Origin of the sequence: Streptomyces lanatus (assembly GCF_014655715.1) — a bacterium.
Lineage (GTDB): Bacteria > Actinomycetota > Actinomycetes > Streptomycetales > Streptomycetaceae > Streptomyces > Streptomyces lanatus.
On the sequence record NZ_BNBM01000005.1, the window covers coordinates 198,914 to 221,298 of the forward strand.

General features: G+C 70.3%; 18 protein-coding genes and 1 tRNA gene. 11 read left to right on the forward strand and 8 right to left on the reverse strand.

Annotated elements, in window-relative coordinates; all coding sequences use genetic code 11:
• Position 1: 1 nt before the first annotated feature.
• Positions 2 to 907, forward strand: a complete 906-nt coding sequence (locus IE325_RS15775) for an SDR family oxidoreductase (RefSeq protein ID WP_190070526.1) — start codon at positions 2 to 4, stop codon at positions 905 to 907.
• 25 nt (positions 908 to 932) lie between these two features.
• On the opposite strand, the gene IE325_RS15780 is transcribed toward IE325_RS15775, so the two are convergent.
• Complete coding sequence (locus tag IE325_RS15780; RefSeq protein ID WP_190070527.1) at positions 933 to 1,835, reverse strand: hypothetical protein; 903 nt, start codon at positions 1,833 to 1,835, stop codon at positions 933 to 935.
• Positions 1,836 to 2,034: 199 nt separating this feature from the next.
• Between IE325_RS15780 and IE325_RS15785 the strand changes: the two genes are divergently transcribed.
• On the forward strand, positions 2,035 to 2,793 hold the full coding sequence (locus IE325_RS15785; RefSeq protein WP_229911833.1) for a S1 family peptidase: 759 nt from the start codon (positions 2,035 to 2,037) through the stop codon (positions 2,791 to 2,793).
• Positions 2,794 to 2,814: 21 nt separating this feature from the next.
• On the opposite strand, the gene IE325_RS15790 is transcribed toward IE325_RS15785, so the two are convergent.
• Positions 2,815 to 4,590: a glycoside hydrolase family 35 protein gene (locus tag IE325_RS15790; RefSeq protein ID WP_190070529.1), complete on the reverse strand. Its 1,776-nt coding sequence runs from the start codon at positions 4,588 to 4,590 to the stop codon at positions 2,815 to 2,817.
• 88 nt (positions 4,591 to 4,678) lie between these two features.
• Here IE325_RS15790 and IE325_RS15795 point away from each other — a divergent pair, with 88 nt between their 5' ends.
• The 6 genes from IE325_RS15795 to IE325_RS15825 all read left to right on the forward strand — a co-directional run bounded on the left by IE325_RS15795 (position 4,679) and on the right by IE325_RS15825 (position 12,733).
• Positions 4,679 to 5,566, forward strand: coding sequence for a helix-turn-helix domain-containing protein (locus IE325_RS15795; protein WP_190070530.1), 888 nt, complete (start codon positions 4,679 to 4,681; stop codon positions 5,564 to 5,566).
• A gap of 24 nt (positions 5,567 to 5,590) precedes the next feature.
• Complete coding sequence (locus IE325_RS15800) at positions 5,591 to 5,938, forward strand: chorismate mutase (protein WP_190070531.1); 348 nt, start codon at positions 5,591 to 5,593, stop codon at positions 5,936 to 5,938.
• 139 nt (positions 5,939 to 6,077) lie between these two features.
• Positions 6,078 to 6,623, forward strand: a complete 546-nt coding sequence (locus tag IE325_RS15805) for a response regulator (RefSeq protein ID WP_190070819.1) — start codon at positions 6,078 to 6,080, stop codon at positions 6,621 to 6,623.
• Between the two features lie 124 nt (positions 6,624 to 6,747).
• Positions 6,748 to 9,252 carry an aminopeptidase N gene (pepN, locus tag IE325_RS15810; RefSeq protein WP_190070532.1) on the forward strand — a complete coding sequence of 835 codons (2,505 nt, stop codon included), beginning with the start codon at positions 6,748 to 6,750 and terminating at the stop codon, positions 9,250 to 9,252.
• A 191-nt stretch (positions 9,253 to 9,443) separates the two neighbouring features.
• Positions 9,444 to 11,147, forward strand: a complete 1,704-nt coding sequence (locus tag IE325_RS15820) for a pyridoxal phosphate-dependent decarboxylase family protein (RefSeq protein WP_229911834.1) — start codon at positions 9,444 to 9,446, stop codon at positions 11,145 to 11,147.
• A complete protein-coding gene (locus IE325_RS15825; protein WP_373315172.1) occupies positions 11,144 to 12,733 on the forward strand; it encodes a lysine N(6)-hydroxylase/L-ornithine N(5)-oxygenase family protein in 1,590 nt (529 codons plus the stop codon). The genes IE325_RS15820 and IE325_RS15825 overlap by 4 nt, the downstream gene beginning before the upstream one ends.
• Before the next feature lie 16 nt (positions 12,734 to 12,749).
• On the opposite strand, the gene IE325_RS15830 is transcribed toward IE325_RS15825, so the two are convergent.
• Positions 12,750 to 14,564, reverse strand: coding sequence for a bifunctional metallophosphatase/5'-nucleotidase (locus IE325_RS15830; RefSeq protein WP_190070533.1), 1,815 nt, complete (start codon positions 14,562 to 14,564; stop codon positions 12,750 to 12,752).
• A 170-nt stretch (positions 14,565 to 14,734) separates the two neighbouring features.
• Here IE325_RS15830 and IE325_RS15835 point away from each other — a divergent pair, with 170 nt between their 5' ends.
• Together IE325_RS15835 and pyk are read left to right on the forward strand one after the other, a co-directional pair.
• Entirely contained in the window at positions 14,735 to 15,463 is a 729-nt protein-coding gene (locus IE325_RS15835) for an SIMPL domain-containing protein (RefSeq protein ID WP_190070534.1), read from the forward strand.
• A 143-nt stretch (positions 15,464 to 15,606) separates the two neighbouring features.
• A complete protein-coding gene (pyk, locus tag IE325_RS15840) occupies positions 15,607 to 17,043 on the forward strand; it encodes a pyruvate kinase (protein ID WP_190070535.1) in 1,437 nt (478 codons plus the stop codon).
• Positions 17,044 to 17,128: 85 nt separating this feature from the next.
• On the opposite strand, the gene IE325_RS15845 is transcribed toward pyk, so the two are convergent.
• Positions 17,129 to 17,203 (reverse strand) — tRNA-Leu (locus IE325_RS15845).
• Between the two features lie 101 nt (positions 17,204 to 17,304).
• Between IE325_RS15845 and IE325_RS15850 the strand changes: the two genes are divergently transcribed.
• Positions 17,305 to 17,961: an ANTAR domain-containing response regulator gene (locus IE325_RS15850; RefSeq protein ID WP_030949406.1), complete on the forward strand. Its 657-nt coding sequence runs from the start codon at positions 17,305 to 17,307 to the stop codon at positions 17,959 to 17,961.
• Between the two features lie 67 nt (positions 17,962 to 18,028).
• Here the strand turns inward: IE325_RS15850 and IE325_RS15855 are convergent, their stop codons facing one another.
• Genes IE325_RS15855 through IE325_RS15870 form a run of 4 tightly spaced genes read right to left on the reverse strand, consistent with a single transcriptional unit; the run spans position 18,029 to position 22,384 of the window.
• Complete coding sequence (locus IE325_RS15855) at positions 18,029 to 18,745, reverse strand: ABC transporter ATP-binding protein (protein WP_190070536.1); 717 nt, start codon at positions 18,743 to 18,745, stop codon at positions 18,029 to 18,031.
• On the reverse strand, positions 18,742 to 19,614 hold the full coding sequence (locus tag IE325_RS15860) for an ABC transporter ATP-binding protein (protein ID WP_190070537.1): 873 nt from the start codon (positions 19,612 to 19,614) through the stop codon (positions 18,742 to 18,744). The genes IE325_RS15855 and IE325_RS15860 overlap by 4 nt, the downstream gene beginning before the upstream one ends.
• 5 nt (positions 19,615 to 19,619) lie before the next feature.
• Positions 19,620 to 21,449, reverse strand: coding sequence for a branched-chain amino acid ABC transporter permease (locus IE325_RS15865; protein WP_373315173.1), 1,830 nt, complete (start codon positions 21,447 to 21,449; stop codon positions 19,620 to 19,622).
• Between the two features lie 5 nt (positions 21,450 to 21,454).
• Complete coding sequence (locus IE325_RS15870) at positions 21,455 to 22,384, reverse strand: branched-chain amino acid ABC transporter permease (protein ID WP_190070538.1); 930 nt, start codon at positions 22,382 to 22,384, stop codon at positions 21,455 to 21,457.
• Position 22,385: the final 1 nt, after the last annotated feature.

The following is a 22,385-nucleotide window of genomic DNA, read 5'->3' on the forward strand; positions in this document are numbered from 1 at the left end:
CATGAGCCGGATGAGTGAAGGCCGGACCGTGATCGTCACCGGTGCGGGGCGTGGGCTCGGACGAGCCCACGCCCTCGCGTTCGCCGCCGCGGGGGCGAACGTCGTCGTCAACGACCTCGACGTGGGCCTCGACGGCACCATCGGCACCGAAGGCTCCGCCCACCAGATCGTCGCCGAGATCCGCGCGGCGGGCGGTGAGGCCATCGCGCACGGCGGCGACGTGGCCACCGGCGCCGGGGCGGCCTCCCTGATCGCGGCCGCGCTGGAGACGTACGGCCGACTCGACACGCTCGTCAACAACGCCGGGTTCCTGCGCGACCGGATGCTCGTCAACCTGGACGAGGACGACTGGGACGCGGTCGTACGCGTCCACCTCAAGGGCCACTTCCTCCCCCTGAAGCACGCGGCGGCGCACTGGCGGGCGGAGGCGAAGGCCGGGCGTACTCCGGTCGCCAGGGTCGTCAACACCAGCAGTGGGGCGGGGCTCCTGGGCTCGCTCGGGCAGGCGAACTACAGCGCCGCGAAGGCCGGAATCGTCGCCCTCACCCTGGTCGCGGCGGCCGAACTGACCCGCTACGGCATCCAGGTCAACGCGATCGCCCCGGCGGCCCGCACGCGCATGACGGAGCACACCTTCGCGGAGACCATGGCAGCCCCTGGTGCCGGCTTCGACTCCATGGCCCCGGAGAACGTCTCCCCGCTGGTCGTCTGGCTGGGCTCGGCAGCGAGTGAGGGTGTCACGGGCCGGATCTTCGAAGCGGAGGGCGGCCGGATCACCGTGATGGAGGGGTGGCGGGCCGGGCCGACGGCCGACAAGGGGGCGCGGTGGACCCCGGAGGAGGCGGGGGAGACGGCGCTGAAGCTGCTGGGGGAGGCGGAGGCGCCGGGAGCGGTATACGGGGCGTGACAGCCAACCCTCACCCCGCTGGGCGTCACGTATCGCACTCCAAAACCGTCCGGCACAACCCGCACCGCGCCCGGACCCGCCCCCTCACCGGCACCCGAATCCGCTGCTGACACGTAGGGCACGGAAACGACACCCGCAGCGGCCCCCGACCGTCCGGCGTGAACGCATACGGCACCCCCGGGACCCCCGGCCGGGAACCGGCGCCATTGTCCTGTGCGTGCCGCCGGTCGCGGGCATAGCGCCGCCGCCCCGCCCACCCCGCCGCCGTCAGCGGAGGCTGCTGCTCGTCGCGGCGGGCCTCGGCCATGCCCTTCTCGTACGCCGTGTAGGCCTGAGGGCTGGTGAACCACACCGACGGGTCCTCGGCGAAGACCAGCGCCCGCTTGGCCAGTACGTAGCCGAACTCCTCCGGCGTCAGATACCCCAGCTTCTGCGAGGACGCCGAGTCCTCCCGGTACGCGTCGAGCAGCAGCCAGCCCGCGCCCAGATACGTCGTCGCCGTGTCCGTGAGGATCTCGTTGTCGCGGGTGCCCGGGAAGGACAGGTCGAGGCGGTGCAGATACACATGCATCACCTCGTGGGCGAGGGCCGCGCCGATATCCCGGCGATGGGTCCGGAAGCGGTCGTTCAGCTCGACGAAGTACTCCGGTCCGGCGGCGAGTTCGACGCTCGCCGCATGGCTCATCTCCCGGAAGCCGACGACCATCCGGGCATCCGGCAGGTGGTAGTGCCGCACCAGCTCGCGGGCCACCCGCTGCGCCCCCAGATGGAGATCGTCGGTGTCGCAGAACGCCACGTCGGCCGGCGCCACGCTGGTCGCGAAGGTGTGGACGGTGTCGTACGACAGCCGCTTGTAGAGCGCGTTGATCGAGGCCCGCACCGTCTCCAGGTGTGGGAAGCCGTGCTGGACCGGTCCGCCGTTCGCCACGCCCGTACCCCCAAGACGCCTGGAACCCGATTCCACTCTACGGGGATGTGAGGGGATTTTCCCTGGTGAGGTTCCATGCCCGGGACGTGAGATCCGTCCTTGTCATGAACCCCCCTCGATCTTCATACTCCGGGTCGCTCAACCCCCCACGAAAGGACGAAACTTGAGCCATCACATATCCCGGAGAAGCGGTCTCTCCGTGGCGAAGAGAGCCGCGGCTGTCGGTGCTGTGGCACTCGCGGTCGCCTCCCTCCAGCCGATCAGTGCGCAGGCCGCGTCCACCCGTATCGTGGGTGGAACGACCGCCGCGCAGAACGAGTTCCCCTTCATGGTCCATCTCTCGATGGGCTGCGGCGGGGCGCTCTACAAGAAGGACGTCGTGCTGACCGCGGCCCACTGCATGCAGGGCTCCGGCAACAACACCAGCATCACCGTCACCGCGGGTGTCAACGACCTCAACTCCTCGGCCGCGATCAAGGTGAAGTCGAGGAAGGTCAAGGTGGCGCCGGGCTACGACGGCAACGGCAAGGACTGGGCGCTGATCAAGCTCGCCCGGCCCATCGACAAGCCGACGCTGAAGATCGCCACCACGGACCAGTACAACCGCGGCATCTTCACGATCGCGGGCTGGGGCGACACTGAGGAGGGGGCCGGCACGGGCACGACCAAGCTCCGCAAGGCCACCGTTCCCTTCGTCGCCGACCGCGTCTGCAAGCGCCACTACGGCAACCGGCTGGTGTCGAAGGAGGAACTGTGCGCCGGCCAGCAGAGCGGCGGCATCGACACCTGCCAGGGCGACTCCGGCGGCCCCATGTTCCGCAAGGACGACGCGGGCAAGTGGATCCAGGTCGGCATCGTCAGCTGGGGCGACGGCTGCGCCCGCGCGGGTGTGCCCGGCATCTACACCGAGGTCAGCCACTTCGCGAAGGACATCGCCCGAGCGGCGTCCGCGCTGTAGGCGACCGGCGCACCAGGTGCGTCAGACGGCCCGGAGCACCGGGGCATCCGCCTCGTCGGATCCCCGCCGGGCCGTCCCCTCCAGCTCCAGCACCCACACCTCGTTGCCGCCCTCGCGCAGCACGGGCCCGGGGACGTACAGCGAGCGCTGCGGTCCGGCCGACCAGTAGCGGCCGAGAGCGAAGCCGTTGACCCACACGAACCCCCGGGTCCAGCCAGGCAGCTCCAGCCGGGCGTCACCGGCTCCCCGCACCACGACGGTGCCCCGGTACAGCCCCGGTACCCCCTCCTCGGGCAACTCCCGCGACGCCACCTCGCGCACCCTCCCGACGTCGTCCAGCGCCTCCAGCCGCAGCCCACGCGCGCGTACGTCGTGCAGGAACTGCCGCTCGTGCAGCAGGCCCCCGGTGATCCCCTTGGGCTCGCCCAGGCGAGGCCCGTAGTTGACCCTCCCCAGGGACTCCACCCACAGCTCCACACGCGCGTACCCGGCGACGGGCTCCTTGAGGCAGTCCTCGTCCTCGCCGAGCACCCCGGCCCGCTCGCCGTCGACGTACACCACGGCGAGGTCCCGCAGCCCGCGTACCGTCAGCGGATACGGCTGCCGAGGCCCCGGCACCGTCACCGCGTAGCGCACCAGGCCACGCTCGACGCCCAGCTCCTCGAAGGTGGGCGGGACGGGACCGGACGTCTCCGGCCCGCCCAGCGCCTCCAGTACGGCGTCCAGGGGCGCCCAGGCGGTCAGCTCCACTCCGGCCGTGGCGCCCAACGCGGCGGGCGGGGAGGGGATTTCGGGCAGGGGCCCTTCGGCGTACTCGGCGAGGACCTCGCGGAAGGCCATGAACTTCGCCGTGGGGCGGCCGTACTCGTCGATCGGGGCGTCGTAGTCGTACGACGTCACATCGGGCTCCAGGGGCCCGTCGTGCAGCGCGCCGCCGCCCCGGTTGGCGCCCGCCCAGCCGGCGAAGCTCGTGCCGCCGTGCGCCATGTACAGGTTGACCGAGGCCCCGCACTCCAGGATCTCCCGCAGGGCCTCCGCCGCGTCCCCGGCCTCCCGTACGGCGTGCTCGCCGCCCCAGTGGTCGAACCAGCCGCACCAGAACTCCATGCACATCAACGGGCCCTGCGGGCGGTGCCGGCGCAGCGTCGCGAACGCCACGCGCGCGTGCGAGCCGAAGTTCACCGTCGCCAGGACGCCCGGGACGGAGCCGCCGGTAAGCATGTGGTCCTCGGGGCCGTCCGAGGTGAACAGCGGGACCGTGACGCCGAGTTTACGCATCAGGCCGGTCAAGCGGTGCAGATACTCCGCGTCCGAGCCGTAGCTGCCGTACTCGTTCTCGACCTGCACCATGATCACCGGACCGCCGCAGTCGATCTGGCGGGGCACGATCTCGGGCAGCAGCTGCCCGAACCAGTTCGAGACGCGCTCCATATAGCGCTCGTCACGGGTACGCGCGCGTGCGCCCGCCTCGGCCGTCAGCCAGTAGGGCAGCCCGCCGTTCTCCCACTCGGCGCAGATGTACGGCCCCGGGCGCACGATCGCCCACAGCCCCGCCTCCCGGGCCGCGTCCAGGAACCGGCCGAGCGCGGCCACGTCCCGGAACCGCCCCGGCTCCGGCTCGTGCAGGTTCCACGGCACATACGTCTCCACGCAGTTGAGGCCCATCGCCCGCAGCATCCCCAGCCGGTGCCCCCACTGCGCCTCGTGCACCCGGAAGTAGTGCAGCGCGCCGGACAGCAGCCGCACCGGCCGCCCGTCCAGCAGAAAGTCTTCGTCCCCCACCGCGAACTCGCTCATGCGCCCACCCTCGCCTCTGGCGCAGGTCAGGGTCCATGGACAAAGATCGGCGCTGCTTGGACCGAAGCGGCGGACGGGAGGCGCGGCCGTGTACCACACCTGGATGCGGTTCTTCACGCCCGGCCCCGCCCACCACCGCCTCGGCCTCGTCTGCCTCGGCGTCGGCCTCCAGTACGGCGCCCTGCCCACCGTCGGACCCCGCGTCCTGGACCACCATGTCGCCGTCGTGATCAGCACCGGCAGCGGCTGGTACGCCGACCCCGACGGGCGCCGTACGCCCGTCACCGCGCCCGCGCTGCTGTGGCTCACCCCCGGCGTCCCGCACCACTACGCGCCCGACCCCGGCACCGGCTGGGACGAGGGCTTCGTCGACTTCGCCGGGCCCGCCACCGCCTCGTACACCGAACTCGGCTACATCGAGCCGGACCGCCCCGTCGTGCCCCTCTCCGACGCCGCCACCCCGCGTGCCGTCATCGGGCGCATGGCCCGCGCCGCGCGCCGCGACAACCCTCTCCTGGAGGTCGAGACCGGCGCCGCCGTCCACGAACTCCTCGTCGCCCTGCGACGCGCGCGTGCCGACCTCGCACCGGACGGCGACCTCGTCCTCAAGGCCCTCGCCCGCGACGCCTGTCTGCCGCTGAGCGTCGCCGACCACGCCGCCCGGCACGGCATGACCCCCGCCGAACTGCGCACGGCCGTCCGCAGAGGCGCCGGATGCAGCCCCAAGGACTATCTGCTCGGCATCCGCCTGGGCCGCGCCAAGGAGCTGCTCGCCGCCACCGACCTGCCCGTCGGCGCCGTCGCCCGCCGTGTGGGCTACGACGACCCCGCCTACTTCTCCCGCCTGTTCACCCGCCGCGTCGGCATGGCACCGGTCCGCTTCCGCGCCCAGCAGGGCCGCAGCGTGCCCGGCGGCTGGAGCAACCAGGTCCCCGATCCCGGCGACCCACCCGTGATCGAACGGACGATCACCTGAGGCGGCCCCGTAGGCTGAACCCCCATGACCAGCAACACGTCCCCAGGCGACGTCGACCCCGCCGTCCGCGAGGAGCTCGCCCGGCTGCGCGACAGCATCGACAACATCGACGCGGCCGTCGTCCACATGCTCGCCGAACGCTTCAAGTGCACCCAGCAGGTAGGCCACCTCAAGGCCCGGCACCAGCTCCCGCCCGCCGACCAGGCCCGCGAGGCCCGCCAGATCGCCCGGCTGCGCAGCCTCGCCGAGAACGCCAAACTCGACCCGGCGTTCGCCGAGAAGTTCCTGAACTTCATCATCGCCGAGGTGATCCGGCACCACGAGTCCATCGCCGAGGACGCCGTCAACGGCTCTGCGCCCACGGCGAACTGACGCCTACTGGCCCTCCCGAGGGAGTGACACCACGCCCCGCGCGGGGCATGCTGCGCTGTGCACTCCATGCCAACAGACATGCACTCCCCGTCAGCGCCCGGACATATCCTGAATGTCCATGCGGGAGGGACGTCGGGCCATGCCGTCGGATGCCAAGATCCTCATCGTCGACGACCACGAGGAAACGCTGTACGCCCTGGAGAGCGCCCTGGCCCCGCTGGGCTACCGGCTGGCCCGCGCCACCAGCGGTGACGAGGCGCTCAAGCAGGTGCTGCGCGGACAGGTCGGCCTTCTGCTCCTGGACGTCCGGATGCCCGGCGTCAGCGGGCTGGACGTGGTGCGGTACATGAGGCGCGTGGAGCAGACCCAGAACATACCGGTCATCCTGCTCACCGGATTCGGCGCTGACCACGAACTGACCGCCACCGCCTTCGGACTCGGCGTCGCCGACCTGGTCATGAAGCCCACCGACCCCTGGGCACTGCGCACCAAGGTCCGCTACCTGTACGACGCCTACCAGCGCCACCGCGCCCTGGAGGAGGAGGTCCGCGAGCTGCGCGCCCTGGTCAAGGGCCCGGCCGAGGCACACGAACCCCACCCACGCCCGGCCCTGCCCCACCCGGACGCCCGCGTTCCGCCGCAGCGCGACAGCCCGGCCGCGACCTCGGCCAACGACCGGACGTGACACCCTCCGACACCCGGCACGACAGCGGTCGCGAACCGGACATGACGCCCGCAAAGAACCGGACATAGTACGCGTAGTGATCCGCCTCTGTGCCTTGTCAGTGCCATCAGGCAGCATGTCCTGCATGTCCGTACTCACGCGCGACGAAGCGCAGACCCGTGCCCGACTCCTCGACATCCGTCGCTACACGATCGAACTCGATCTGACGACCGGGGACGAGACCTTCGACTCCCGTACCGTCATCGAGTTCACCGCGCACACCGACGCGGACACCTTCGTCGAGGTCAAGCCGGCCGAGCTGCGCTCCGTCACGCTGGACGGACAACCCCTGGACCCGGAGACCCTGGACGGCACCAGGCTGCCCCTGAAGAACCTCACCGCGGGCGAGCACGAACTGCGCGTCGACGCGGCCATGCGCTACTCCCGCACCGGCGAGGGCATGCACCGCTTCACCGACCCCACCGACGGCGAGACGTACCTCTACACCCAGCTGGCCATGGACGACTGCAAGCAGGTCTTCCCCGCCTTCGACCAGCCCGACCTCAAGGCCGTCTTCGACCTCTCCGTCACCGCCCCCGAAGGCTGGACCGTCCTCGCCAACGGCGTCACCGAGCACCTCGGCGAAGGCCGCTGGCGGGCCGCGACCACCCCGCTGATCTCCACCTACCTCGTCGCCGTCGCCGCCGGCCCCTGGCACTCGGTGCGCACCGAACACCGCGGACTGCCCTTCGGCCTCCACTGCCGCCGCTCCCTGGCCCCCCACCTGGACGCGGACGCCGACGAACTGTTCCAGGTCACCCGGCAGTGCTTCGACCGCTTCCACGAGAAGTTCGACGAGCCCTACCCCTTCGACTCCTACGACCAGGCGTTCGTCCCCGAGTTCAACGCCGGCGCCATGGAGAACCCCGGCCTGGTCACCTTCCGCGACGAGTTCGTCTACCGCTCCGCCGTCACCGACACCGAGCGGCAGACCCGCGCCATGGTCATCGCCCACGAGATGGCCCACATGTGGTTCGGCGACCTCGTCACCCTGCGCTGGTGGGACGACATCTGGCTGAACGAGTCCTTCGCCGAGTACATGGGCTACCAGATCTGCGCCGAGGCCACCCGCTTCACCGACACCTGGGTCGACTTCGGCATCGCCCGCAAGGCCTGGGGCTACGACGCCGACCAGCGCCCCTCCACCCACCCGGTGGCCCCCGAGGGCGTCGAGGACACGGCCTCCGCGATGCTCAACTTCGACGGCATCTCCTACGCCAAGGGCGCCTCCGCGCTGCGCCAACTCGTGACCTGGCTCGGCGAGAAGGACTTCCTCGCCGGCATCAACACCCACTTCGCCCGCCACAAGTTCGCCAACGCCACGCTCGCCGACTTCATCGACTCCCTCGCCTCCGCCACCGAACGCGACGTCCACGCCTGGGCCGACAGCTGGCTGCGCACCACCGGCGTCGACACCCTCACCCCGTCCGTCGCACCCGGCGACAACGGCACGTACACCCTCTCCGTCGACCGGTCCGGCGGCCGCCCGCACCGCATCGCCGTCGGCCTGTACGACCAGGACCTCGGCGACGACGAGGGCCACCTCACCCTGCGCGAGCGCATCGACCTCGACGTCCCGCAGACCGACCCGCAGCCCATCGGCAAGCGCCCGGCCCTGCTGCTGCTCAACGACGGCGACCTGACGTACGCCAAGGTCCGTTTCGACGCCGGCTCCTTCGAGACCGTCCGCAAGAGCCTCGACGGACTGCCCGACCCGCTCACCCGCGCGGTCGTCTGGAACGCCCTGCGGGACGCCGTCCGGGACGGCGAACTGGCCGCCACCGCCTATCTGGAGGCCGCCCGCGCCCACCTCCCGCGCGAGACCGACCTCGCCGTCGTGCAGGGCGTCCTCGCCTTCGCCGCCGCCCAGGTCGCCGACCGCTACCTCCCCGCCGAGGAGCGCCCCGCCGCCCTGGCCACCCTCTCCTCCCTGTGCCGCGACCTCATCCGCCGCACCGAGGACGGCGACAACCCCGGCCTGCGCCTGATCGCCGTACGCCACTTCATCGATGTCGCCGCCCACCCCGACACCATCGCCGCCTGGCTTTCCGACGGCACCGTGCCCGGCGGGCCCGAGCTCGACCCCGAGCTGCGCTGGCGCGTGCTGGGCCGGCTCGCCGTGCTCGGCGCCGTCGACGAGGCCGCCATCGCCGCCGAGTTGGAGCGCGACCCCAGCGCCACCGGCCAGGAGGGCGCCGCCCGCTGCCGGGCCGCGCTGCCCGACGAGGGCGCCAAGGCGCGGGCCTGGGAGGCCATGTTCACCACCGACGACAGCGCCGACCTGTCCAACTACCTGTTCACCGCCACCGCCCAGGGCTTCTGGCAGCCCGAACAGGCTGATCTCGTACGGCAGTACGTGCCGCGCTACTACAAGGGCGCCGTCGCCCTGGCCGCCCGCCGCGGCCCCGCCATCGGCGACGCCGCCGGCCGCTACGCCTTCCCCGCGTCCGCCGTCGACGCCGACGCACTGCGCCTGGGCGAGGAGTGCCTGCGCGACGACGAGCCGATCCCGGCCCTGCGGCGCAGGCTGGCCGACCAACTCGACGACCTGGCACGGGCGTTGAAGGTGCGGGAGGGTCGGCAGGGCTAGTACTTCCGGAGTAGGGGGCACCGGACGTTCCGGTCGCCCCCTACTCCGCCGAACGCGGCACACGGCATCCGACACGCTTTCCCCGCACGAAAGTACCCACTTTCGGGTTCCGATCATTGGGCTTTTCGGGCGCCATCGTGCATCCGGGTACAAGCTGGAAGTCCCTCTTGCCCAGCGCCCGGGAGGACACGATGAGCACGCCGTCGCTCGCGTCAGGCCCTGATGGTCCCCACGCCCTGCGGCCCTTGCTCGACACCGTCCTCGACGCGCTGGACGCGGGCGCGCGGGCCCGTGGGGGCCCACTGCCCTCGGGCGGCCCGGACGCGGTGGCCGCGCGCGTGCGGGCCGCGGTCGGGGACGTACTGCCCGACCAGGGCGACCCGAACGCCCTCCACACCGTCGTCCGAGCACTCGCCGAAGCCGCCGCCGACCCCGCGGACCCCTTCTGCACCGCCCACCTCCACTGCCCACCCCTCGCCGTCGCCACCGCCGCCGACCTGGCGGTCTCCGCCCTCAACCCGTCACTGGACTCCTGGGACCAGGCACCGGGCGCGTCGGAGCTGGAGGCGCTGGTGACGGGGGCGTTGGCGCGGGAGGTGTTCGGGCGGGGGGTGGCCGTGCGGGGGGTGTTCGGTGGAGAGGCGTCCGCGCGGGAAGCAGCCATGCGGGAGGTGTTCGGCGGGGAGGTGTCCTCGCGGGAGGGGGCCGAGGCGGGAGCCGTACGGGAGGTGGCCGACAGGGGCGGCGCGTCCGCGCGGGAGGTGTCCGGCGAGGCCGTGGCGCCAGGGCGGGCGGCGTCGGCCGACAAGACGGCAGCCTCCGCCAATGAGACAGCCGAGGGGGCGGCAGCTTCCGCTGACAGGCCAGCTGACAGGACGGCCGTTGCCGCCAACGAGCCGTCCGGCGAGACGGGTCTGCGGGCCCCCAGAAGGCGCATCCGCCCCCGACCCCCCTCCGCCCTGATCACCACCGGCGGCACCGAATCCAATCAACTCGCCCTCCTCCTCGCCCGAGAAGCACACGGCGCAGGCGTCCGGCTCGTGCACGGCGCCAACGCGCACCACTCGCTGCCCCGTGCCGCCTGGCTGCTCGGGTTGGCCGAGCCCGTGGTGGTGCCCGCCCCGGCCGGCGCCCTGGACCCCGCCGCACTGGACGAGGCCCTCACGGAGCTGACCGGCCCCCACCTCGTCGTCGCCACCGTCGGCACCACCGACGCCGGGATCATCGACCCCCTCCCCGAGATCGCCGCCCTCTGCGCGGCCCACGGCGCCCGGCTCCACGTGGACGCCGCCTACGGCGGGGGCCTGCTCTTCAGCGGCCGGTACCGCGACCGGCTGACCGGTCTCGCCGCCGCCGACACCGTCACCCTGGACCTGCACAAGTTCGGCTGGCAGCCGGTCGCCGCGGGCCTCCTAGCCGTCCGTGACCCCGCCGACCTGGCCGTACTGCACCACCACGCCGAGTACCTCAACGCCGACGACGACACCGAGGCGGGCCTGCCCGATCTGCTGGGCCGCTCCCTGCGCACCAGCCGCCGGCCCGACGTCCTCAAGATCGCCGTCACCCTCAAGACCCTGGGCCGCAGCGGCCTCGGCCGACTGGTCGAGCAGGTCTGCGACAGCGCCCACGAGTTCGCCGCCCTCGTCCACGAGCACCCCGGCTTCGAGCTCTACGACCGGCCCACCCTCAGCACGGTCCTGTTCCGGCCCGCACACGCCACCGACGACGCCGTCGCCGCCGTACGCCGAAGGCTCCTCACCGACGGCCGCGCCGTCCTGGGCCGGGCCCGCATAGACGGCCGCCTGTGGCTGAAGGCCACCCTCCTCAACCCCCACACGCGCCCGGACGACCTGGCCGCCCTCCTGAAACTGGTGGAAGGAAACACCCCCGGATGAGCCCGCAGACGACCCCCCACCCAGGCCCCGACGTGACCCCCCACCCACCCCGAACCCCAGCCACGCCCCCCACCTCCCGAGGCCAGGCCTCACACCCCCATGACCTGGACCGCCACTGCCAGGACCAGGCCCCCGATGACCTGGACCGCCACTCCCAGGACCAGCCCCCCACCCCCCGAGGCCAAGCCCCCGAAACCCCCCGAGACCTCGTGGGCATCGGCATCGGCCCCTTCAATCTCTCCCTCGCCGCGCTCGCCCACCCCCTCGCCGAACTCGACGCCGTCTTCTACGAACAGCGCTCCGCGTTCTCCTGGCACCCGGGGCTGCTCATCGACGGCTCACGTGTCCAAGTTCCCTTCCTCGCCGACCTGGTGACGCTCGCCGACCCCGCCAGCCCCTGGTCGTTCCTCAGCTACCTCAGGGCACGTGACCGGCTGTTCCCCTTCTACTTCGCCGAGCGGTTCCACATTCAGCGCGCGGAGTACGACGCCTACTGCCGCTGGGTCAGCGAGAACCTCAGTGCGCTGCGCTTCGGCCACCAGGTCGACGCGGTGCGTTTCAACCCCGAACACGACGTCTTCGAGGTCGACTTCACCCGCATCGCCCCCGACGGGGAGGCCGAGGCGCTGGGACGTACGTACACGAAGAACATCGTTCTCGGCATCGGCACCGAACCCCACGTCCCCGACCCGCTGCGGCCCCTCGTCGACGCGTCGGCCGTCCCCGTCATCCACGCCGCCGACTACCTCGACCACCGCGAGACCCTGCTCGCCGCCGAGCACGTCACCGTCATCGGCTCGGGTCAGTCGGGCGCCGAGATCTTCCTGGACCTCCTCCGGCACCGCCCCGCCGGGCGCGAGAAGCTGCACTGGCTCGGCCGTACCGCCGCCTTCGCGCCCATGGAGTACTCCAAGCTCGGCCTGGAGCACTTCACCCCGGACTACACCCGTTACTTCCAGGCGCTGACCGAACCCGTCCGCGACCAGCTCGTCGCCTCCCAGTGGCAGCTCCACAAGGGCATCGACGCCGCCACCCTCGCCGCCATCCACGACGAGCTCTACCGTCGCACCTTGCACGGCGGCTGGCCCGATGCCGTCCTCAGCCCGGGCGTGCGGGTCCGCACCGCCGGCCGAATCGCCACCACCAAGGTGGAACTCCACCTGGAGCACATCCACCAGAACACGCGCTCCCGCATGACCACCGACGCGGTCGTCCTGGCCACCGGCTACCGCGAGCGCTCCCTCGACCGCATCCTGGCCGGCCTCGACCCCTATATGCGCCGCGACAGCCGGGAGCGCCCCCGTATCGACGAGCAGTACCGCCTGGTCCTGGACCCGGCCGTCTCCAGCGCTGGCTGCGACATCTACGTCCAGAACGCCGAGCGCCACACCCACGGCGTCGGCGCCCCCGACCTGGGCCTCGCCGCCTGGCGCAGCGCCGGCATCCTCAACTCCCTCACCGGCAAGGAGACCTACCCCCTGCCTCGGCGCACCGCCTTTACCACCTTCGGCCTTCAGCCGCAGGACGCGAAGATCCCCTCCGCGCGGCGCCCGAAGACACTGACACCGCTCATGGAGGGGATCTGAGACGCCGTAAAAGCCGCTAGAACACCGGCGTACCGTTCCGCGTCAGCTTCCAGTCCACCGACGCGAAGTCCTTCGGGTCTAGCACACCCTTCGCGGTCACCCACTCCGCGATCCGGGTACGGATCTCCGTCGACTCGGCCCACAGCTCCTGGGCCGACGCGACATGCGGGAACGCGCCACCACCGTTGGCGCGGTAGTTGTTCACCGCGAACACGAACTTCTGGGCGTCGTCGAGAGCGGCACCGTTGTAGGTCACGTTCTTGATCCGTGAACCGGCCGCCTGCGCGATGTCGATCTCGTACGACAGCCCGGAGACGTAGTCGTAGTTGTAGTCGGGGCGGTTGCCCGCGTTCGTCAGCTTCTCGACGTCTACGGCCGCGTCGGGCGCGGTCTGCGCGAAGTACTCCGCCGAATACTCCAGGTACGCCTTGAGCTGCGCGCCCGTCATCAGCTTCGCGACCAGCGTGTTGTCGTACACGTACAGGCTCGACAGATCCCGGATCGTCACCTCGCCGGCCGGGATCTCCGAGGTCCGCGAGAACGGCGACGCCTGTGCGATGACGGGCAGCGAGGCGTACTCCGTGCCCGCCAGGGCCGCCTTGACGACGTCCTCCTGGACCTTGGTGATCAGGTCGATGATCGGGGCGTCCTTGTAGCGGGCCTCGACCGTGGTGAGGGCCGCGGTCGCGGTGCCGACGACCTGGTTGACGTACGCGACGACCTTCTCGTGCTCGTCCGACAGCAGCTTGGTGATCTTCGGGTCGTCGGCGACGGTGTTGGAGTTCAGCACCGAGGCCGCGACCTTCTCGACCGACCAGCGGCCCTTGGCGAAGGTCAGCTCGATGTCGAACAGCGAGAGACGCTCGGCGAAGCACAGCGGCTCCGACAGCACGACGTCCTTGCCGGTCTTGGCGTTGGTGACCCTCAGCTCGGGGATCTCCACGTGCGCGTGGCCGACCAGGATCGCGTCGATGTCCGGCACCTGCTGCGCCACCAGCGCCGCCGAGTTCTCGATGTACGGCAGCTGGTCACCGTAGGACGAGGTGCCCGAGGACCCGGAGTGTGCCGAGACGATGACGACATCCGCGCCCATCGCCTTCAGCTTCGGCACCCACTTCGCGGCCTGCTCCTCCAGGCCCGGGAAGGTCAGCTTGCCCTGCACATAGGCCTTGTCCCAGATCGCGATGCCGGGGTTGGTGAGGCCGAGGACGGCGACCTTCACGGGCGGGGCGCCGTGCACACGGAACTTCTTGATGAAGTACGGCGGGAAGGCGGGCTTCAGCGTCTTCGCGTCCAGCGCGTTCGCACCGAGCAGCGGGAAGCGGCACTGCTCCTCGAACTTGCGCAGCGTCTCGATGCCGTAGTTGAACTCGTGGTTGCCGAGCGCCACCGCGTCGAAGCCGATGGCGTTCATCGCCTGCGCCATCGGGTGCACCGGGCCGCCCTTGGCGGTGATCGGGTCGACCTTGGCGTAGTAGTACGTCAGCGGGGTGCCCTGGATCGTGTCGCCCGCGTCGATCAGCAACGTGTTGCGCCGGCCGCGCTCCGCCCGGATCTGGTTCACCAGCGTCGACACGCGCGCGAGGCCCTGCGCGTTGCCCTTGGCGTCGGTGTACTCGGCGTCCTTGAAGTAGTCCCAGTTGAAGACGTGACCGTGCAGGTCGGTCGTGCCCATCACCGTCAGCGAGTAGCGCTTCTCGCACTTCTTCGCCGCCGCCGTGGCCTGAGTCGTCTCGGCCGCCTGCGCCGTCGAGGTCGCCGCACCGGCGATCGCCACCCCCGCCCCGGTCACGGCGGACTGCTTCAGGAACTTCCGGCGGTTCAACGGCATGGGTGCTCTCCCGGGCGAATGGTCAACAACGCGCGTAGATGACGCCGACAAGGCGCTGATAACGCGCGTAGATTCTGACCTGGCCATGGCGAGCGGCAACAGTCCTCGAAGGTTTCGATCTGATGACCGACCGGGCCCGTAACCCAGCAAGCGATGACAGAGTGGGACGTATGACCGTGCCATCATCCGCGCCATCAGAGGAACTTCAGCCGGCCGTCCCCTACGGCACCCCCGACGCCCCACGCATCGCCGTCCGCGGTGAGGCCAGCCTGGAGGTCGACCCCGAGATCGCCCGTATCGGCGTCAGCGTCGCCTCCCGCGGCAAGGACCGCCGGGCCGCCCTCGACGACCTCACCCGCCGCAACGCCGCCGTGCTCGACCTCATCAAGACCTACGGCGACGCCGTCGAGCGCCTGGAGACCGGCGCCTTCTCCATCAGCCCGGAACTCAAGGACAAGGGCCGCGGCGAACGCGTCCACGCCTACCACGGCCGCGTCCACATCACCGCCGTACTCACCGACTTCACCGCCCTCGGCGAACTCACCACGCGTCTCGCCGACTTGGACCTCACGCGCGTGGACGGCCCCTGGTGGGCGCTGCGCCCCGACTCCCCGGCCCACCGGGAGGCGAGGCAGCAGGCGGTACGGGAGGCCGTGCAGCGTGCGCGGGAGTACGCGGAGGCGCTGGGGGCGTCCCTGGCCGCGCTGGTGGAACTCGCCGACATCGGCGCGGAGAACGCCACGCCGCCCTACCCCCAGGCGCCCGGCAGCCGTATGCGCTCCGCGGCGTACGGCGCCGCCGAGGACGCCGCCGCGGCCCCCCTCGACCTGGAACCCCAGCGTCAGCGCGTCTACGCCCAGGTCAACGCGCGCTTCACGATGACGCCGCCGCAATTGTGAGCCCCCTGGGCGGGGTGTTTCGAACGCTCATCGGAGCGCCCCGCCGCACAATTCAACACTTGTCAATAGCCCTTCACGCAAAGGTTGTTGAGTAGTCACGCTGGACCAATTCTCTACCCGCCGGTAAGTCATAGGGTCGAAACATGCGCCGAGCGAAAATCGTCTGCACCCTGGGCCCCGCCACCGACTCGTACGACCAGATAAAGGCACTGGTCGACGCCGGAATGGACGTCGCCCGATTCAACCTCAGCCACGGCGGCCACGCCGATCACGAGGAGCGCTACCAGCGCGTACGCAAGGCCTCCGACGAGACCGGCCACAGCGTCGGCCTCCTCGCCGACCTTCAAGGCCCGAAGATTCGCCTCGGCCGCTTCACCGAAGGACCTGTACTCCTTGAACGCGGAGACACCTTCACCATCAGCGTCGAAGACGGCGTCGAGGGCGACGGGCAGATCTGCGGAACCACCTACTCCGGCCTCGCCGCCGATGTCACCCCGGGTGAGCGCATCCTCGTCGACGACGGCAAGGTCTGCCTGGAGGTCACCTCCGTCGACGGCCCCCGCGTCCACACCACCGTCGTCGAAGGCGGCATGGTCTCCGACCACAAGGGCCTGAACCTCCCCGGCGTCGCGGTGTCGGTGCCCGCCCTCTCCGAGAAGGACGAGGCCGACCTGCGCTGGGCGCTGCGCACCGGCTTCGACGTGATCGCGCTGTCGTTCGTGCGCAGCGGCCGCGACATCGAGGACGTGCACCGGATCATGGACGAGGAGGGCCGCCGCCTCCCCGTGATCGCCAAGGTGGAGAAGCCGCAGGCGGTCGAAGCGATCGACGACATCGTGGCCGCCTTCGACGGCATCATGGTCGCCCGCGGCGACCTGGGCGTGGAGATGCCCCTCGAGCAGGTCCCGATCGTCCAGAAGCGCGCGATCAAGCTGGCGAAGCGGAACGCCAAGCCGGTGATCGTGGCGACGCAGATGCTCGACTCGATGATCGACAACTCCCGCCCGACGCGCGCGGAGGCCTCGGACGTCGCCAACGCCGTCATCGACGGCACGGACGCGGTGATGCTGTCCGGCGAGACCAGCGTCGGCAAGTACCCCATCGAGACGGTGCGGACGATGGCGAAGATCGTCGAGGCGGCCGAGGAGGACATCCTCGCCAAGGGCCTGCCGCCGCTGACCGAGCGCAACAAGCCCCGCACCCAGGGCGGCGCGATGGCCCGCGCGGCGGCCGAGATCGGCGACTTCCTGGGCGCGAGGTTCCTGGTCGCCTTCACCCAGTCCGGCGACACGGCCCGCCGGCTGTCCCGCTACCGCTCGCCCATCCCCCTGCTCGCCTTCACCCCGGAACCGGCCACCCGGTCGCAGCTGAATCTGAGCTGGGGCGTGGAGACATTCCTGGGCCCGCATGTCGACTCCACGGACGCGATGGTCGATCAGGTCGACGAACTGCTCCTGAAATACGGCCGCTGCAAGAAGGGCGACATCGTCGTCATCACCGCCGGTTCACCGCCCGGGGTTTCCGGTTCGACGAACATGGTCCGTGTCCATCACATCGGTGAGGACGACAGTCCCAAGTAAGAAACAAGTAGCAATACGGCGGAAAAACTTTGGGGCCCTCCAGCTGGAGGGCCCCAAAGTCGCGACCTTGAAATCGAAGGAAAAGTGCCCCGGGTCGGACTCGAACCGACACTGTACGGGTTTTGAATCCGTTGCCTGCTGCCAATTGGGCTACCGGGGCTCGAAGAATCCAAGGTTTTCCCCGACCCTCCGCGCGTCCACCATACCGTAGCTAGGTAGGCTCTTGGGAGCAGCACCCCTGCCCCTGAACGAGGAGCCTTCGTGACCGCCCCCGAGTCGCCCCAGCCCGTAGACGCGCCCGACGACGACAAGTCGCACGTGCCTCCGCTGACGACCCGTGTCGTCATCGCCGAGGACGAGGCGCTGATCCGGCTCGATCTCAAAGAGATGCTCGAGGAAGAGGGGTACACCGTCGTCGGCGAGGCCGGTGACGGAGAGCAGGCCGTGGAGCTGGCCCGGGAGCACCGGCCCGACCTCGTCATCCTCGATGTGAAGATGCCGAAGCTGGACGGTATCTCGGCGGCCGAGAAGATCGCCGAGGAGAGCATCGCGCCGGTGCTGATGCTGACCGCGTTCTCGCAGCGCGACCTCGTCGAGCGGGCCCGGGACGCCGGGGCCATGGCCTATCTGGTCAAGCCGTTCAGCAAGAGCGATGTCGTGCCGGCGATCGAGATGGCCGTCTCGCGGTTCACCGAGCTGAAGGAACTGGAGAAGGAGGTCGCCGACCTCACGCTCCGCCTGGAGACGCGCAAGCTGGTGGACCGTGCGAAGTCCATCCTCCAGACCGAGTACGGGCTGACCGAGCCCGCCGCGTTCCGGTGGATCCAGAAGACCTCCATGGACCGCCGGATGTCGATGCAGCAGGTCGCCGAGGCCGTCATCCAGGACGCCGACGAGAAGAAGGCCGCCAAGGGCTGACCCGGCCAAGCGCATGAGAGAGGCCCGCGTCCCCGGCAAGGGGACGCGGGCCTCTTCACGTGGGTGATCAGTCCTCGCCGAGATAGGCCTTCCGCACCGACTCGTCGTGCAGCAGGTCCTGACCGGAACCGGACAGGACGATCTTGCCGACCTCCATCACATGGCCGTGGTCGGCCAGGGAGAGCGCGGCCTGGGCGTTCTGCTCGATGAGCAGAATGGTGGTGCCCTGGGACTTGAGCTCCTGGATGGTGGACATGATCTTCTGCATCATGATCGGGGAGAGACCCATGCTGGGCTCGTCGAGCATGAGCAGCTTCGGCCGGGACATCAGCGCCCGTCCCATGGCGAGCATCTGCTGCTCACCGCCGGACAGGGTGCCCGCGGCCTGCTTGCGCCGCTCCCCGAGGATGGGGAACAGGTCGTAGGCGCGCTGGATGTCCTTCTCGATGCCCTCCTTGTCGGTGCGCAGGAACGCGCCGAGGCGGAGGTTGTCCTCGATCGTCATACGGGGGAAGATGTGCCGCCCCTCGGGGGAGTGGGCGAGCCCCAGCGCGACGACCTTGTGGGCGGGGACCTTCTTCAGGGACTTGCCCTCGAAGGTGATGTGGCCCGACAGCGGCTGCAACAGGCCGGACAGGGTCCGCAGCGTGGTCGTCTTGCCGGCGCCGTTGGTGCCGATGAGGGTGACGACCTCGCCCGCGTTCACCTTGAACGAGATGCCCTTGACGGCCTCGATCTTGCCGTAAGCGACCCTGAGGTCCTCGACCTCGAGCAATGCGGTCACTTGTCGTCCCCTTCCGTGGTGCTCTGCGCGTCGGCCTCCGCAGCCTCGACCTCGGCGGCCTCCGCATCGCCGGGCGCGCCCTCGAAGGGCGTGCCCAGGTAGGCGGCGATGACGCGCTCGTCGGCCTGGACGACCTCGGCGGGGCCCTCGACGATCTTCTCGCCCTGGACCAGCACGGCGACCCGGTCGCAGAGGTTCATGATGAACCGGATGTCGTGCTCGATGACGAGGACGGCGATGCCCTGGTCCCGGATGGCGAAGATGAGCTCCTCGGCCGCCCGGGTCTCCTGCGGGTTCATGCCGGCGGTGGGCTCGTCGAGGAGGAGCAGGCCGGGCTCGCTCGCAAGGGCCCGGGCGATCTCCAGCTTGCGCTGCTCGCCGTAGGGCAGGTTGCGGGCGAGGTGGTCGGCCTTGGCGGCGAGACCGGTGAACTCCAGGAGCTCCATGGCCCGGGCCCGCGATTCCTCCTCGGCCTTCCTGAAGCCGGGCAGGCGCAGGAGCGCCGACCAGAGGCCCTCCTTGGTGCGGGTGTGCCGTCCGACCAGCACGTTCTCCAGAACGGTCATGTTGGCGAAGAGCCGGATGTTCTGGAACGTACGGGCGATGCCGGCCTGGGTGACCAGGTGCGGCTTGGGCGGCAGGACGGTGCCCTTGTAGGCGACCCTGCCCTCGGTCGGCACATACAGGCCGGTGAGGCAGTTGAAGAAGGTCGTCTTGCCCGCGCCGTTGGGGCCGATGAGTCCGACGATCTCGCCGGTGTTCACGGTGAGGTTCACGTCGCGTACGGCGGTGAGGCCGCCGAAGCGCATGGTGACACCGCTCGCGTCGAGCACCGTCGTGGTGGCGGGTGCGCTTGTGGTGGTGGTCATGGCGGTCACGCCCCTGCCTTCGCGACGCCGGTCGCGCCTTCGGGCAATGGCTTGTCCTCCGGTACGTCGAGCTGTCCGGTCTCGTGGAATTCGAGCTGCTTCCTGCGGTCGGCGACCAGGCCCTCGGGGCGGAAGCGCATCAGCAGCATCAGGGCGATGCCGAAGAGCAGCAGCTGGTACTCCGCCATGAACTGGAGCTTGGCCGGGATCAGGTAGAGCAGCGCGGCGCCGATCAGCGGGCCGCTGATGGTGCCCATGCCGCCGAGGATGACGGCGGCGAGCAGGAAGGCCGAGTTCGGCGGCACAGGGCCGGCGAACTGGTACTGCTCGGGGGTGACGCTGTAGGACACATGCGCCTGGACGGTGCCGGCGAGGCCGGCGAGGGAGGCGCCGAGGGCGAAGGCGAGGAGCTTGAGGCGGAAGCCGTTGATGCCCATCGCGGTCGCCGCGGTCTCGTCCTCACGGATGGCGACCCAGGCGCGGCCGATGCGGGACTCCGCCGAGCGGCGGAAGACCATCACGACGATCGCCGTGAACACCAGCATCAGCAGGTAGTAGTTGGCCGAACGGGTCAGCTCGTGGCCGATGACGTCGTGCGGGACTCCGAGGTTGAATCCGAAGATCTCCAGGTCGGGGATCTGCGGGATGCCGTTGGAGCCGTTGGTGACGTCGGGGCCGCTGTTGCCGTTCAGGTTGTTCATGGTGATGCGGAAGATCTCACCGAAGCCGAGCGTCACGATGGCGAGGTAGTCGCCGCGCAGCCGCAGGGTCGGGGCACCGATCACCACGCCGAAGATCAGCGAGGCGGCGGCACCGGTGAGAACGGCGGCCCAGAAGGGGAACTGCACGCCGATGGTCGACGCCGGGGAGCCGGAGACCAGGGCGGCGGCGTAGGCGCCGACGCCGAGGAAGGCGACGTAACCGAGGTCGAGGAGGCCGGCGAGGCCGACGACGACGTTGAGGCCCAGGGCGACCGTGGCGAAGATCAGGATGTTCGCGCCGATGAGGGCGAACTGGTCGTTGGACTGGGTGAAGGGGAAGCAGATCGCCGCGGCGAACGCCGCCCCGAGGGTGACGTTGCGGTGCTTGGCGGTCAGAGCCGACAGGCGCTTGAGCAGACCGGCGCGGGTGACGGCGGTGAAGCCGAACGCCGCGATGATCAGGAAGCCGATGAACAGCTCGGAGTACTCGGTGCCGATGCCGTACGAGAAGACGTACAGGCCGACGCCGAAGCCGGCGGCGATGATCAGGATCTCGACCCAGGAGGGCAGTTCCTTGGCGCGGCCCGGGTCGGGCGCGGTGAGCGAGTGGCGGATCCGGCCCCAGAGGTTCGGGTCGGGGTCGCCGGCGCCGTAGGGCTGGTCGACCGGGAGGCCGAGGGCGCCGAGCACGGCGATGAGCGCGCCGATGCCGGAGACCCAGGCGCCGGGCTCCAGGTTGACGAGGCCGCCGAGTTCCTGGCTGATGGCGCCCATGGCGTAGCCCGTGGTGCCGAACACGCCGAGGGCGGCGAGCAGGACGGGGCTGTTCTTGCCGCCGGGGGTGAGCCAGCCGAGGCCCTTGATGCCGTAGCCGGAGAGGGCGAACAGCAGGGTCAGCACGGAGCCGAAGAGGGTGAGGACCTGAAGGCCGCCCGGGTAGCCGGTGACGGTCAGGTTGCCCGGGAACTCCTCGGTCCAGGTCCAGGCGAGGAAGGTGCCTATGAGGGCGACGGCGGAGCCGGCGACGACCAGCGCGCGGGCCACGGGGTGCGGCAGCGGGATGATCGGGGTGGCCTCGGCCGTGGACACCTTGGTGGTGCCGGTGGTCTTGTCCATGGGGGTTTCGGTGGTCATGTGCATCACGCCCGATCCGCGACGCGTTCGCCGAGCAGGCCTTGTGGCCTGAACAGCAGGACCAGGATGAGCAGGGCGAACGCCCATACGTCCTTCCAGGCGCCGCCGCCGAAGAGTTCCATGCCGGGGATGTCGCCGATGTAGCCGGTGGCGAGGGACTCGGCGACGCCGAGGACCACACCGCCGAGCATGGCGCCGTAGATGTTGCCGATACCGCCGAGCACGGCGGCCGTGAAGGCCTTGAGGCCCATCAGGAAGCCCATGCGGAAGCCGACCTGGCCGTTCTTGAGGCCGTAGGCGACGGCGGCGATGGCGGCGAACGCGGCACCGATGGCGAACGCCATGACGATGATGCGGTCGGTGTTGATGCCCATCAGCTTGGCCGTGTCCGGGTCCTGGGCGGTGGCCTGCATGCCGCGGCCGGAGCGCGTCTTGGAGACGAACAGGCCGAGGGCCAGCATGCACAGCGGGGCGGCTATGAGGACGAAGAGGTCACCGCGCTGGACGTTGGCGCCGAGTATGTCGACGGGGCCGCCTTCGAACCGCGGGAAGGGGTGGTCCTTCTTCGCGTCCGGGTACCACATCCACACGGCCTGCTGCAGGACGATGGACAGGCCGATGGCGGTGATGAGGGGTGCCAGCCGTGGCGCGGTGCGCAGCGGCCGGTAGGCGAAGCGTTCCGCCGCGGCGCCGACGGCGACCGAGACGAGGATGCCGCCGATGATCATGAGTGGGACGGCGGCGGCGAGGCCGAAGCCTTCGGGAAGTACCAACCAGACGGTGAGGGCCCCGAAGCCCCCGACCATGAAGATCTCGCCGTGGGCGAAGTTGATGAGCTGGACGATGCCGTAGACCATCGTGTAGCCGATCGCGATGAGTCCGTACATCGCGCCGAGGATGAGTCCATTGGCCAGCTGTTGCGGCAGTTCGTTCACC